Below are 12,687 nucleotides of genomic sequence, written 5' to 3'. Positions count from 1 at the left end.
CGTGTACAGGTCAGCGGGTGCACAGGGTCAGGGGGTGTTGACCATCGACGCCGCCGCGTACACCAGGTAGTCCCAGAGCTGCTGCCGGTGCTCCTCGGCCAGCCCCAACTCGTCCACCGCCGCCCCCATGTGGCGCAGCCAGGCGTCGTGGGCGGCGCGGTCGACGGTGAACGGGGCGTGCCGCATCCGCAGCCGCGGGTGGCCCCGCTGGTCGCTGTAGGTGCGCGGGCCGCCCCAGTACTGCATCAGGAACAGTGCGAGCCGCTCCTCGGCCGGGCCGAGGTCCTGCTCCGGGTACATCGGCCGGAGCAGCGGGTCCTCGGCGACGCCCTGGTAGAAGGTGTGCACCAGGCGCCGGAACACCGGCTCGCCGCCGACCTGCTCGAAGAACGTCCGGGTGTCGAGGGTGCCTCGCTTGATCTGGTCCACGGCCCCATGGTCTCAGATGTTCGAGTCCCGGACGGCCGGGCCGGCCATCGTCCATACTCACCGGATGATCACATCGCGCGAGCTGCTGCAGGCCCATCTGGACGCCTTCAACGCCCGGGACCTGGACGCCCTGATGGCCGGATTCGCCGACGACGCGGTCTGGCGGACCGGCACCGACACGGTCACCGGGCGGGCCGCGCTCACCGAGCTGTTCGGCTGGGCGATGGCCAACATCCTGCCGGAACTGACCCTGCGCACCCTGGTGGTCGAGGGCGACCTCGCGGCCTGCGAGCTCACCGAGACGCTCACCCACGAGGGCCGGACCAGCGCCGTCCCGATAGCGGGCTTCTTCCGCTTCCGGGACGGCCTGATCGTCTCGGCCGCCGTCTACCGCGAGGGCAGTGCCGACCTCGCCTGAACGTCTCCTCGGATCGCTCAGGCGCCGTACGGCCGTCAGGCGTGGTGCACCGTGATGGTGGTCCAGGCGCCGACGTGGATCCGGTCGCCGTCCTTCAACGGGACCGGTGTGTGCGCCGGGATCGAGTCCGGGGCGCCGTTGAGGGTGGTGCCGTTGGTGGAGTCCTGGTCGATGACCACCCAGCCGCCGTCCGGCTGCTCCTGCAGCAGCGCGTGCTGGTGCGAGGCCCCCGGGTCCTCGGGGGCGGTGGACAGGTCGATCTCGGGCACGGTGCCGCGCTGGTTGCTGCGCCGGCCGATCCGCAGCTGGCCGCGCCCGGTCATGGGCACCCGCCGCTCCTGCGAGTACGGCGGGTAGTAGAGCCCGGCGGCGTCCGGGCCGCTGCGCGCCATCATGTCGTTGAAGTAGTCGCGGTCGGCGGCGACGGTGGCCACCCAGGTGACCCGGCCGACCGGCTGTGACGGCTGGGACTGCTGCTGCTGTTCCTGCGGCGGCGGCAGGAAGTAGTCGGTGCCGAAACCGCCGCTGGTGTCGCCGGTGGAGTACTGCACCCCGCCGTAGGTGCCCGGCTGGGGCTGCGGGGGCTGCTGCTGTTGCGGCTGGACGGGCCGGCCCGGCTGGGCGTAGCCGCCGGGCTGCTGTCCGTAGCCCTGCTGCTGCCCGTACTGCGGCTGCGGCGGCTGGGGCTGGCCGTACGGCTGCTGCTGCTGGAAGTGCGGCGGCACCGGGGACGGCTGTTGCTGCTGCGGGGGCTGCTGCTGGGCCCGCCGCGAGGGAGTGGCCAGGTCGTAGTCGTAGCCGCACTCCTCGCAGTAGCGGCCGGTCTGCGGGGTGCTGCAGATCGGGCACATCTCCAGACCCGCGGTCTGCGGCGGCTGCTGCTGCGCCGGGTCCGGGACGCCCCACTGCTGCGGCTGCTGCTGTTGCTGCGGCGGCTGGGCGGTCTGCGTGGGCATGGGCCAGCCGCAGTAGTCGCAGTAGTCGGCGGCTGGCGAGTCATGGCCCTGCGGGCAGATCGGCATGGGGAGCCCCCCTCTGGCTCGTGGGTGCAGCGCCCGGCCGGGCGGCCTGCTTCTTCAGGACGCGTGCTGCTCTGATCAGGGCGTCTTCTTGACCCGGACCGTCTTGGTGGACCGGGTCTCCAGTGTCATCGAGTCGGCCTCGCTGACGTTCTTACGGAATCGAACGGTACCTTCCTTCGGGTCCACCACGTCCACCACCTTCGCCAACAGGCGGAAGGTGTCCTCATTGCCCGATTCGTGCGCCAGCTGGACCGCCTTGCCGAGCTTGGACGTCGCGTTGTCCACATCCCCGCGCCGGTGGGCCTCCATGCCCTCCTGGATCGCCTTCGCCAGATCGGCCTGGCCGGTGTAGTGCGCCACCTGCGGGCTGATCTTGGTGGAGGCGGCGATGTCGTCCGTCCACACCGCCTTGACCAGGCCCTGCGACAGCACCTCGGTGGTCCCGTCCGGCTGCGGCACCACCAGGCTGATCCGCCCGGCCAGCATCTCGCTGCCCACGGCCGCCGACGGGACCTCGATGCAGACGTGGTAGTCGCGGCTCTCGTCGCCCCAGGAGCCGGTCGGGTAGTCCCCGGCCCTCGGGCCGGACTCCTTGCGCCGCCCGGACAGGTCCTCGACGGTCGGCGCGACCTGCTTCACGAACTTCACCGCGGCGTTGGCCGGCGTCCACACCCGCAGGGCCACGTCCGCCACCTCCTTGCCCATGGCGTTCTCCATCATGGCCCGGAAGTCGTCGGCGAGACCCGCGGGGTCGGCGACGATGTCCACGGTGCCGAGCAGCGCCGAGGAGATCCGGCGCAGCTCCTGGATCTCCCAGTCGGTGCCGACGCCGCGGCAGTCCGCGGTGAAGTGGCCCTGCACCCGGTCCAGGGTGCGCTGCAGGTCGTTGGGGTTCTCGTGCTCGTTGCGGCCGTCGGTGAGCAGGATGCCGTGCCGGATCGATATGTCCCGGCGGGAGTGGAACAGCTGCTCGGCCTTGCTGAGCCAGGTGCCGATGGCGGTCCCGCCGCTGGGGGTGAGCCGGCGCAGCGACTGCTTGGCCTCCTCCCGGCTGCCTGCGTGCGCCACGGCGAGCTGGCCGCCGCCCGGGTAGACCTCCTTGGCCTCGTGCGTCCCGGCCACCACGGCGAAGGCGACCCCGTCCCTGACCGCGTCGATCGCGGCGGCGGTGGCCTCGCGGGCGGCGCGTATCTTGTCGGACGGGTAGTCCATGGAGCCGGAGCAGTCCACCATGATCACCACGGCGGCGTCCGGGCCGTCGGCGAAGTTGACCGGCTGGGCGCTGACGCTGCCGCTGGTCCCGCCGCCGGTCGCGGTGACCGTGACGATCGCGTTCACCTCGCGGGCGCCCTCGGCCAGGTACTCGTTCTGGAAGATGTCGACGGCGAACTGCGGCAGGTTGGACTTGGCGAGCCTGGCCATGGGGTCAGATCTCCCGCTTCTCTCCCGCGCCCAGGACGGGCAGCGAGAGCTCGGTGGGTGTGTAGGGGGTGGACAGGGGGGAGGCGAGGCAGGGCAGCACGGCGACTGTGATGTTGTCGTGCCCGCCGCGCTCGCAGGCGAACCTGACGAGTTCCTGCGCCGCCTCCAGCGGCCGGGTCCTGGCGTCGGCGGGGACCACGGCGCCGAGGTCGGCGGCCGACTCCCAGTAGTTCCACAGGCCGTCGGTGCAGATCAGCACGACTCCGGCGGAGGGGGGCGCGAAGACGGTGGTGTGCGGCTCGACCTCGACGGCGTCCGCCCCCAGCCAGCCGGTGATCGCATGGGCCCGGGCGTCGGCGTAGGCCTCGGCCTCCTCCATCAGTCCGGCCTCGACCATCCGGGCGGCCCAGGAGTCGTCCACGGTCAGCCGTTCGGAGCCGGCCCGCTCGTCCGGGAACCAGTAGGCCCGGCTGTCGCCGACCCAGCCCACGGTGACCTCGCCGTCGGCCGCGATGGCGCTGACGATGGTGCAGGCGGGGGAGTTGCGGCTGGGCTCCAGCGGGCCCTCGTTCGCCAGCTCCTCGACCCGCTGCGCCGCGGCCATGATCGCGGCGTGCATCGCCGGCTTGGGGTCCGCGCCCGACTCCAGCGCCTCCAGCAGGTACTCACTCGCCGTGTCGGCGGCGGCCTGTGACGCCTCGTCAGGACGGGTCGCCGAGGAGACCCCGTCGCACACCACCGCGACCACGGCGGGGGAGCCGCCGGGACGGGAGGTGGCGGCGACGGCGAAGGCGTCCTCGTTGCGGTGGTGCCGGTGGCCGCGGTCGCTGACCCCGGTGACCCCGGCCAGCGCGCGCTCCTGATGGTCCCTCGGACGCGGCTGCGCCCGCCCGCAGGCCTCGCAGTACCCGTCCGCGTCGATGCGCTGTGCTCCGCACCCGACGCACACCGGGCCGCCGCCCGGGGCGATCACCACCACCGGGTTGGGCTCGGTCGGGGCGTGGTCCAGCTCCGACTCCGGCTCCTCCTCGCTGACCAGCAGCTGCGCGGGGGCGGCCAGCAGGAAGTCCCCGGTGGCTCCCGGCACATGCCCCTCCTGCGGAGCCTCTGTCCCGCCCCGCCCCAGCCCGGCCCGGGGATCCACCCCCACCACCGGCGGCCCTACCGGCCGCGGCGGCACAGCCCCGACTTCGCCGAGAGCCCCAGCCGGAGCCGGAGTACCTGCCTCGCCGCGGGTCCCGGCAGCGGCTGCCCCGGCCGCGCCGGGTGTGAACCCGCCGTGAGCGGCCTGCCCCGCAGGGGCCGCCGCCCCGGGGGACCCACCCTGGCTCACGCCGACTGCTCCCGCCTCCACCGCAGTTCCGGCTCCGCCGGGCCCGCCCGCCGCAGGCGCGCCCCCGCCGTAGGCGGCCTGCCCGGCAGGGGCTCCGGGCCCGGAGGGCATGTCGGGGCCCGTGCCGGCAGCCGCAACGCCGTGGGCGTGAGCAGCCCCCGCAGGGGCCGTCGCCCCGGAGGGCGGGCTCGCCGCGACCGTCAGGTCGCGCCCGCACTGCTCGCAGAAGCGGTCGCTCTCGCCCACCGGCTGCGCGCAGTTGGGACAGGAAAGGGTCAACTGGTCCATGCGCGCTTACACCCACGTCCTGGGCCGGGTGCGGTTGGCCCGCTCCACCCACTCGATCCGCTTCTCGGGCTGCTCCGCGAGACGCGCCAGTACCCGGTACGACTGCTCCAGCGCGAACCGCAGTTCCCGCTCCTCAGCCGGATGGCCCAGCAGCAGGATCGGTCCTGCACCCGCCGGACCGTCAGGACGCCCGGCCAGCACCCAGCCCAGGGCCTTGCCCAGCACCTCGACGGAGAGCTCCTCGCGGCGCCGTGCGTCCAGGCCGAGCCCGGTGAGCTGGACCGAACAGGCGTCCAGGTCGCCCTTGAGCGGTTCGGCCGCCGACCGCTCCCGCAGCCGCGCCCGCACCGCCGCGACCCGGGCCGCCACGTAGTGGTTGGAGGTCTCCGGGACCGACTCCAGCGCGTCCACCGCGCCGACCCGGTCGCCGGCCGCGAGCCGTACCCGGGCCAGCCCGAAGGCCGCGCTGACGTAGGCGCGGTCAGTGGTCCACACCAGCCGGTAGAACTCGGCGGCGTCCTCGCGCGAGCCCAGCACCTCGGCGCAGATGGCCAGCGCCAGCTTGGGCGCGGCCTCGCCGGGGAACGCGTCGTAGACGGCGTCGAAGGAGTCGGCCGCGGCCCGCGCCGCCGCCAGCGGCTCCGGGCCTCCGGCCGTGCCCGCGGCGACCAGCGCGGCGAGGCCGCGGTACCAGACCACCCGCCAGTCGTCCGGGTGGTCCGCCGACAGCGCGTTCAACGCCGCGTCCACGGCCGCGAGATCGCCGATCTCGATCAGCGCGCGCAGCTCCCGCAGCCGCAGCTCGACCGAGCTCAGCGGCGCGGAGCGGAGCGCAGCGATGACGTCGGCGGGCGCGGTCGCCATCAGCGCGGCCAGGAAGCCGGCGTTGGGGTCGGCCACGTCGATCCGCGGCACCGGCAGCGCCAGCGCGGCCGGGCGCGGGTCCAGCGCCAGCACCTGCGGGGCCGCGTCGCCGCCCGGCTGGAACGGCAGCGCCGGGGCCACCCCGGGGATCGTCGCCGGATGGCCCCCGCTCCCGTTGCCGGCGCCGTTGGCGCCCACGGCCGGCGCCGGTGCCGCGCCCGGAGCGGTCTGCACCGGCAGCGGTGCGCGGGGCGCCGGGACCGCGGCCTTGCGTCCGCGGCGCCGGCCGACCCGGTCCCGGCCGGGTGCGTCGAATCCGGCCGGACCGACCAACTCGGTGTCCACGACCCGCAGTTCCGCGCCGAAGAGGGTGGAGAGGGCGGGCCGGGGCCGGTTGTCCTGGAGCGCCAGGATCTCCCGCAGCACCCCGGTGAGCTGCTCCGCCATCTCCTGAGCCGAGGAGAAGCGCTTGTCCGGGTCCGGGTCGGTGGCCCGGACCAGCAGCCGGTAGAAGGACTCGTAGCGGTCGAAGACCTCGACGTCCTCCGGGCCCGGCAGGGTGTCCCGGTAGACCGTGGAGAACCCCTGGAAGTCGAAGGTCAGCACGGCCAGCGAACGGGCCACGGTGTAGAGGTCGGAGGCCGGCGAGACACCGTCGGTGGCGATCTCGGGGGCCTGGTAGCCGACGGTGCCGTAGATCGCGCCGTCGTCGTCCTGGCGGCGCACCGCGCCCATGTCGATGATCTTCAGCTGGTCCTCGGACTGGATCACGTTGTCCAGCTTGAAGTCGCAGTAGATCAGACCCCGGCTGTGCAGGTAGCCGAGCGCCGGCAGCGCCTCCAGGGCGTAGGCGATGGCCTGTTCGACCGGCAGCGGGACCCGCCGGCCGTCCGCGCCACGCCGCTCGTCGGCGATGTCCTTGAGCGACTTGCCGCCGACGTACTCCATCACGATGTAGCCGTCGGTGCTGCCCTTGGCCAGGTCGGGGTGCTCGACGAAGTTGATGATGCGGACGATGTTGGGGTGGTCGACCTCGGCCAGGTAGCGGCGCTCGGCGATGGCGACCGCCAGCGCCTCCTCGTCACCGGTGTCCAGCAGGCCCTTGAGGACCACCCACTTGTCGTTGACCCTGCGGTCGATGCCCAGGTAGATCCAGCCCAGGCCGCCGTGGGCGATGCAGCCGACCACCTCGTACTGGCCGCCGACCAGGTCCCCGGCGAAGAGCTTGGGACTGAACGAGTACTCGGTGCCGCACTTGGTGCAGAACCCCTCCGGGCGGCCCGCGTTGCCGTTGCGCGAACGGCCCACCGGGGCCTCGCACTTGCTGCAGTAGCGCTTGCGCTCGGGGACCTCGGGGTGCTCCTGGACCATGCTGCGCGGATCGGGGCGGGGCACCGGAGGCACCGTCACCAGCCCGGCGCCGAGCGCGCCCCGGCTGGACTGCGAGGTGCTGCTGCGGGTGCTGCGCACCGACACCGAGGAGCGGGTGGAACCGCTGCGGACCGACCGGGAGCGGCCGGAGAGCGAGCGCGAGGAACCGCGCGAGGTGCTGCTGCCGGAGCGGACCGACTGGGAGGAGGCCTGCTGCGGGACGCCGCTCGCGGCGGCCACCGGCGCGGGCGCCAGCCCGCACTCGGTGCAGTAGCCGTCGGCGTCGATCACTCCGTTGCCGGTGCACTCCGGCCGGGTGCAGGGTGAGCCGGGGCCCGCCGCCTGTGCCGGAGCGGCCGCCGCCGAGCCGGTGCCGGACCCGCTGGCGGACCCCGCGGCCGCGGCGGCCTGAGCGGGGACCGCCGCCGGTGCCAGCCCGCACTCGGTGCAGTAGCCGTCGGCGTCGATCACTCCGCCGCCGGTGCACTCGGGCCGTGTGCACGGTGTGCCCGTCATGGACGTCATCCCCGCCATCCCCCCATCGATCGACTGTTCGCCATCATGGTCAACCCCTGTACGGGCGCCCGTCCACCGGACTGCCCCCGCCGCCGTTAAGATCGCCGTCAAAACCGTTGCCGGGTGGTCGCAGCGCCTGCTGGTACCGCTGGACCGCGTACTCGGCGGCCCTCAGGTCGCAGGGTGCGCTCCACAGCATCCGCCGGGCCTGGTCGTAACGCTCGATCAGTTCCGGATCCTCCGCGACGCCCCGCCGCGCGGCCATCGCCTTGTAGGCGTCCAGCCGTCCGCGCAGCTCGGCCCGGATCGCCAGCGGTGCGGTGACCGCCGTCAGCGACTCCCTGGCCCGCTCCAACTCGCGCTGGGCGGCGCCCTCCAGGGTGTCCAGCAGCGGGCCGAGCCGGTGCCACTGGCCGTGCCGGCGCAGCTGGTCGGCCTGGGCCAGCCGCTCCCGCATCGCGCTGGCGGGACCGGGCACGGCCGGGACCTCGGTCGAGGCGATCTTGGCCAGCACCTCGCCGCGCGCCCGCCTGGCCTCGGCCAGTGTGGCGTCCGCCCGGGCCAGTGTCTCGCCGACGCCTTCGAGCCGCTCGTCGGCGTCGTCCCGCAGCCGCAGCAGGTCCTCCAGCTCCAGCCGGAGGTCGTCCACGGTGCGGGCGGCGCGGTCGTAGCGGCCGGTGTCCACGCTGCCGGGGACGGTGCCGCGGGAGGTCTCGGAGCCGCCCGCGGCCGGGTGCGCGGTCCAGAAGGCGAGCGGGTCGGTGACCACCTCGCCGCGCAGCGCGGCCAGTTCTTTGGTCATCTCCTCCAGCGCGTCCCCGGCCGGGTGCTCGCCGGGGTGCACGCCCACCGAGCGGGCCAGCGCCCGCACCCGGCCCAACTCGGCGGTGAGCAGGTCTATCCGGGCCGGCAGCGCGGACCAGACCGCGTCCGCGGCCGAGGCGATCTCGATGATCCGTCCGTACCAGCCGTTCATCCGGTCGACCAGCTCGGTCAGGCTCACCTGCTCGCTCATCCGGGCGCTGCCGGTGATCCCGGTGACGGTGTGGCCGCCCTGCGGCAGCTTCCCGGCCGAGACGGTGACGCCCCGTCCGCGCAGCAGTTCGGTCAGCTCGTACAGCTCGGCCTGACCGGGCCTGGCCCGCCGGGAGCGCACCGCCCGGGCGGCGGCCAGCGCCTCCGAGTAGGTGTCGAACATGGACCAGAGCAGCCCGAGGCCCGGCTCGGCCTGCACCCAGCGGTCCCGGGTGCGGCCGTTCAGCTCGGCGCCCTCCAGCAGGCGGCGGCCCGGGTGGTCCTGGAGCGCCAGCAGCGACGCCTCCACGGCGTCCCGCTCGGCCCCGAGCCTGGTCAGGGTGCGGTCCACCTCCTCCCGGGTCATCACCGGACCGTTCGGTCCTGTCAGCGCCATCCGTCCGCCATTCGTTCTTCGGTCCCCGTCGTCCCTTGAATTGTCGACCCTCGGGTACTCGTCCTCTGCACTCTCGTCACCTGGGCGGCCGGCTCAACCCGCGAAGTGCGGAACCGGCGCCCCCGGCGAAGCTCCCAGCGGCTTCAACCACTTGCTGTACTCGGCGGTCCACTGGTTCGCCAGGAAGTCCTGCATCGCGGCGTTGACCCTGCGGACCAGATCAGTGGAGCCCAGCTTCATGGCCACCCCGTAGACCTCGTGGTCCAACAGTCCGCCGACCAGATGAATGGTCGGGTCCTGGGCCACCTGGCCGGCGCCCAAGGCGTTGTCGGTGATGGTCGCGTCCACGTTGCCGAGCTGCATCTGCACCAGGCAGTCCAGCTGGTTGGCGACGGTGAACACCTTGGCGCCGTGCAGGTTGGCCTTCAGCAGGTCGAGACCGGTGGAGCCGGTCGCCGCGCAGACCTGCCTGCCCTTGACGGTGTCGTCCAGTCCGGTAATGGGTGAGGACTTGGGCGCGACCACCTCCTGCCCGGCGTCGAAGTAGGGCACCGAGAAGGAGACCTGCTTCAGCCGGTCGCAGGTGATCGTCATGGTCCGCACCACCACGTCCACCTGGCCGCTCTGCAGCGCGGTGATCCGGTTGGCGGTCGGCACGGCCAGGAACTCCACCGCGTTGGCGTCGCCCAGGATCGACTTGGCCAGGGCGTGCACCAGGTCGATGTCGAAGCCCTGCAGGTTCCCGGTGGCCGGGTCCCGGAAGCCCCACAGGTCGCTGTTGGTGTCGATGCCGGCGATCAGCTTCCCGCGCTTCCTGATCCGCTGCACGTTCGGCCCGCTGTCGTCCGTGCTGGGCGTCAGGCTGGTGCCGGTGTCGCAGGTCGCCGCGGCGGGTGCCAGCGCCGGAGCCCCGGCACTGATCCGCACCGCCTGCGGCCGCGGTTCGGCCGCCGAGCTGCCGGGCAGGGCGACGGTGCCCAGCAGCAGCGCACCCGCCGCCAGCACCGCCGCGCGGGTCCGGCTGCCCGTGCCCATGGCCATCAGTCGCTTCCTCGTCATCTGTCGCCCCCTCACCGGTACTCCGCCGCCCGGCGGTTGATGCCCAGCAGCGCCCCGGCGGCGGCCAGCGCCGCCAGTACGCCGGCGCCCTCGGCCAGCAGCGTGGTCGCCCCGCGCCCGTCGGCGGCCAGCTTCGCGAAGTTGGCCTGCTCATGGCTGATGGCGGCGGCCAGGCTGGAGTTCAGGCTGGTGAACGCCGCATCCGTGGTCTGTGTGGAGGCGGTCCCCGGCAAGCCGATGGTGTCCTGGACCGCGGTCGCGTACTCGCCGTTGTTGTTGGCGGTGCCGGCCGCGTCGTGCCGCTTGTCCCAGGTGCCGAACGCCGCCAGGGCCGCCTGCACCTGCTGCTGCGCCGCGGCGTCGCCACTGGTCATCTGGACGGCCTGGTCCAGGTAGCCGCCCTGGCCGGCCAGCTCGGTGCTGACGGTCTGCCAGAGGGTCTGGTAGTCGGTGGTGGAGCCGCGGGCCACCAGGTTGAGGTTCTCCGCGCCGCGGCACTGCAGCGCGGTGATCTGCGCCTCGTTCAGCACCTGCAGCGGCGCCGCGCCCCGGGTGTTGCTGGCCCGCAGATCGGAGGCGGCCAGGCTCTGCGCGGTGCCCAGCCAGATCAGCGCGGCGGCGGTGAACGCGCTGGCCGCCAGCAGACCGACGTTGAACACCCGGTTGGTGCCCCGGAACAGCCGGACCTGGGCCCAGACCAGCGCCGCCAGCAGCACCGCCCCGAGGCCGATCGCGGCCCAGGGCAGCGCCTGCGCGTCCGCGTAGTCGTGGTGCAGCCGCGCCGTCTCGGTGGTGTAGAGCTGCTTCGCCTCGGGGAGCATCGTGTTCTGCAACTGGCCCGAGGCGAACCGCAGGTAGGCGCCGCCCAGCGGCAGCCCCTGCCGGTCGTCGGCCCTGGCCGTCTCCACCAGGCCGGTGTAGACCGGGAGCTGGGCGTTGAGCTGGCGGATCTGGACCTGTCCCGGGTCGTCGGCGGCGGTGCTCCCGGCGGCCTTGGCCAGCAGCGTGGAGGCCATCGCGATGTCGCTGTTGTACTGCTTCTGCACCGCCGCGGTCTCGTTGCCGGCCTGCAGGAAGCCGGTGGCCGCGGTGGTGTCCGCGTCCGCCAGCGAGTGGAAGATCTGCGCGGCGTCGTCGCTCAGCGGCTGGCTGTGGTCCACCACGCTGGTGGCGGCGTTGGAGCTCTGCACGACCTGGGTCACCGTCAGCACGCCGAACACCACGGCCAGTACGGCCAGCAGCGTCCCCATGGTCCACAGCCGGCGCAGCGGGGAGCCGCCGGGACGGCGGCCGCCACGGCCGGGCGCGGGACTCTCGTCGGCGGGGCGCACGAGGGCGGGCGGTGACGGCGGCGCCGTGGCCACCGCCCCTCCGCCCTGCCCGTAACCCTGACCCGGCGTCGTCATCAGGCGCGCCCCCTTCCCCCGTCGCTCCCCTGCTGCGGTCCTTTGGGAGCAGTATGGCCAACCCCTGCGGCATCCACACGGGACTTGCGTCGATCTTGAGGTTTCGTCGCCCAGCTGTGACGCGGGCGGGACAGGAGCGACTACCAGCTGGGCCGGATCGGTCCCCGTGGTGCCAGTCGGGCCAGATCCGTCACCAGGGTGTGGAACCGCTCCGGCCCCAGCTCCTCGATCCACGGGGCCACCGTCTCCGCCGCCGCCTCGTCCGCGGCCCTGGTGCAGGCCCAGCCCCGCTCGGTGAGGACGACCAGGCGGGCCCGGGCGTCGGTGGGGTGGGGACGGCGTTCGACGTAACCCTTGCGGACCAGTTCGTCGACCAGCTGGCTGGCGGCCTGCTTGGTGAAGCCCAGGTACTCGGCCAGTTCGCCGATGGTCGCGCCGTCGGGGGCGAGCCGGACGAAGGCGTAGCCGTGTGCCGGGCGTACGTCGCCGAAGCCCCGTGCGGTACCGCCGGCCTGGACGCCGGCGACCAGTTCGCCGCTGAGGGCGAGCAGCAGTGCGGGCAGGGCGCGGACGTCGGCGGCACGGGAGTCGTTCATGCGCCAAGTCTGCCATGGAAGGACAAGCGGCTTGACTATCGATGGGCAAGCAGCTTGACTATCCACAGAAGGACAAGCCGCTTGACCATCAATCCGGGGAGCCATCATGCCTGTCATCCGCAGTGCCGACGCCACCGTCCACGAGATGCACGGATCCCGCTTCGTCGCCCACGCCAACGCCGGTACCGGCAGCAAGGAGATCTGCTCCTGGCGGGTGGAGATCCCCGCCGGAACCACCGGCGTCCCGCACACCGTCAGCCGCGAGGAGGTCATCCACGTCCTCACCGGCGCCCTGCGCTTCACCGTCGACGGAGAGGCGGCCGACCTGGTCCCCGGCGACACCGTGATCGTCCCGGCCGGAGCCCGTTTCGGGGTGGACAACCCCGGCGGCGAGCCCGCCACCATGTGGACCGTCACCAGCGTCGGTCTGACCGCCACGCTCGCCGACGGCAGCACCGTCACCCCGCCCTGGGCCAACTGACGCGACGGTGAAGACGGTGAAGGGGCAGAACGACGGCCGGCGGCCCGGCGGAGGACACCCGCCGGGCCGCC

At 73.4% G+C, this 12,687-nt stretch carries 11 protein-coding genes; 2 read left to right on the top strand and 9 right to left on the bottom strand.

What is annotated here, in order from left to right:
* Positions 1–27: 27 nt before the first annotated feature.
* On the bottom strand, positions 28–429 hold the full coding sequence (locus tag ABUW04_RS34600; protein WP_380568382.1) for a globin: 402 nt from the start codon (positions 427–429) through the stop codon (positions 28–30).
* A 64-nt stretch (positions 430–493) separates the two neighbouring features.
* On the opposite strand from ABUW04_RS34600, the gene ABUW04_RS34595 reads away from it, so the two are divergent.
* Positions 494–847 (top strand): nuclear transport factor 2 family protein, encoded by a 354-nt coding sequence (locus ABUW04_RS34595; RefSeq protein WP_380568381.1) that lies wholly within the window; start codon positions 494–496, stop codon positions 845–847.
* A 35-nt stretch (positions 848–882) separates the two neighbouring features.
* On the opposite strand, the gene ABUW04_RS34590 is transcribed toward ABUW04_RS34595, so the two are convergent.
* The 8 genes from ABUW04_RS34590 to ABUW04_RS34555 form a co-directional block, all read right to left on the bottom strand.
* Entirely contained in the window at positions 883–1,869 is a 987-nt protein-coding gene (locus tag ABUW04_RS34590) for an FHA domain-containing protein (protein ID WP_380568380.1), read from the bottom strand.
* Between the two features lie 75 nt (positions 1,870–1,944).
* Positions 1,945–3,291: a vWA domain-containing protein gene (locus tag ABUW04_RS34585; RefSeq protein WP_030250537.1), complete on the bottom strand. Its 1,347-nt coding sequence runs from the start codon at positions 3,289–3,291 to the stop codon at positions 1,945–1,947.
* A gap of 4 nt (positions 3,292–3,295) precedes the next feature.
* Positions 3,296–4,378, bottom strand: a complete 1,083-nt coding sequence (locus ABUW04_RS34580) for a PP2C family protein-serine/threonine phosphatase (protein WP_063757438.1) — start codon at positions 4,376–4,378, stop codon at positions 3,296–3,298.
* A 540-nt stretch (positions 4,379–4,918) separates the two neighbouring features.
* Positions 4,919–7,672, bottom strand: a complete 2,754-nt coding sequence (locus tag ABUW04_RS34575; RefSeq protein WP_449341764.1) for a tetratricopeptide repeat protein — start codon at positions 7,670–7,672, stop codon at positions 4,919–4,921.
* A 40-nt stretch (positions 7,673–7,712) separates the two neighbouring features.
* Complete coding sequence (locus tag ABUW04_RS34570; RefSeq protein WP_232242037.1) at positions 7,713–9,044, bottom strand: hypothetical protein; 1,332 nt, start codon at positions 9,042–9,044, stop codon at positions 7,713–7,715.
* A 123-nt stretch (positions 9,045–9,167) separates the two neighbouring features.
* On the bottom strand, positions 9,168–10,133 hold the full coding sequence (locus tag ABUW04_RS34565; protein WP_380568378.1) for a glutamate ABC transporter substrate-binding protein: 966 nt from the start codon (positions 10,131–10,133) through the stop codon (positions 9,168–9,170).
* Between the two features lie 11 nt (positions 10,134–10,144).
* Positions 10,145–11,539 carry a hypothetical protein gene (locus ABUW04_RS34560; protein WP_380568377.1) on the bottom strand — a complete coding sequence of 465 codons (1,395 nt, stop codon included), beginning with the start codon at positions 11,537–11,539 and terminating at the stop codon, positions 10,145–10,147.
* Between the two features lie 140 nt (positions 11,540–11,679).
* On the bottom strand, positions 11,680–12,135 hold the full coding sequence (locus tag ABUW04_RS34555; protein WP_030250549.1) for a MarR family winged helix-turn-helix transcriptional regulator: 456 nt from the start codon (positions 12,133–12,135) through the stop codon (positions 11,680–11,682).
* A 106-nt stretch (positions 12,136–12,241) separates the two neighbouring features.
* Here ABUW04_RS34555 and ABUW04_RS34550 point away from each other — a divergent pair, with 106 nt between their 5' ends.
* Positions 12,242–12,616, top strand: coding sequence for a cupin domain-containing protein (locus tag ABUW04_RS34550; protein ID WP_380568375.1), 375 nt, complete (start codon positions 12,242–12,244; stop codon positions 12,614–12,616).
* Positions 12,617–12,687 lie beyond the last annotated feature (71 nt).

Source organism: Streptacidiphilus jeojiensis, from assembly GCF_042510965.1.
Taxonomy (GTDB): domain Bacteria; phylum Actinomycetota; class Actinomycetes; order Streptomycetales; family Streptomycetaceae; genus Streptacidiphilus; species Streptacidiphilus jeojiensis.
The sequence above is the reverse complement of the archived record's forward strand: the minus strand, read 5'-3'. Positions and strand labels throughout refer to the sequence as shown.

Excerpts from the sequence above, each read along its gene's own strand:
- ABUW04_RS34595 (WP_380568381.1), top strand. The coding sequence starts at position 494 with ATGATCACATCGCGCGAGCTGCTGCAGGCCCATCTGGACGCCTTCAAC.
- ABUW04_RS34590 (WP_380568380.1), bottom strand. The coding sequence starts at position 1,869 with ATGCCGATCTGCCCGCAGGGCCATGACTCGCCAGCCGCCGACTACTGC.
- ABUW04_RS34585 (WP_030250537.1), bottom strand. The coding sequence starts at position 3,291 with ATGGCCAGGCTCGCCAAGTCCAACCTGCCGCAGTTCGCCGTCGACATC.
- ABUW04_RS34575 (WP_449341764.1), bottom strand. The coding sequence starts at position 7,672 with ATGACGTCCATGACGGGCACACCGTGCACACGGCCCGAGTGCACCGGC.
- ABUW04_RS34570 (WP_232242037.1), bottom strand. The coding sequence starts at position 9,044 with ATGACCCGGGAGGAGGTGGACCGCACCCTGACCAGGCTCGGGGCCGAG.
- ABUW04_RS34565 (WP_380568378.1), bottom strand. The coding sequence starts at position 10,133 with ATGACGAGGAAGCGACTGATGGCCATGGGCACGGGCAGCCGGACCCGC.
- ABUW04_RS34560 (WP_380568377.1), bottom strand. The coding sequence starts at position 11,539 with ATGACGACGCCGGGTCAGGGTTACGGGCAGGGCGGAGGGGCGGTGGCC.
- ABUW04_RS34555 (WP_030250549.1), bottom strand. The coding sequence starts at position 12,135 with ATGAACGACTCCCGTGCCGCCGACGTCCGCGCCCTGCCCGCACTGCTG.
- ABUW04_RS34550 (WP_380568375.1), top strand. The coding sequence starts at position 12,242 with ATGCCTGTCATCCGCAGTGCCGACGCCACCGTCCACGAGATGCACGGA.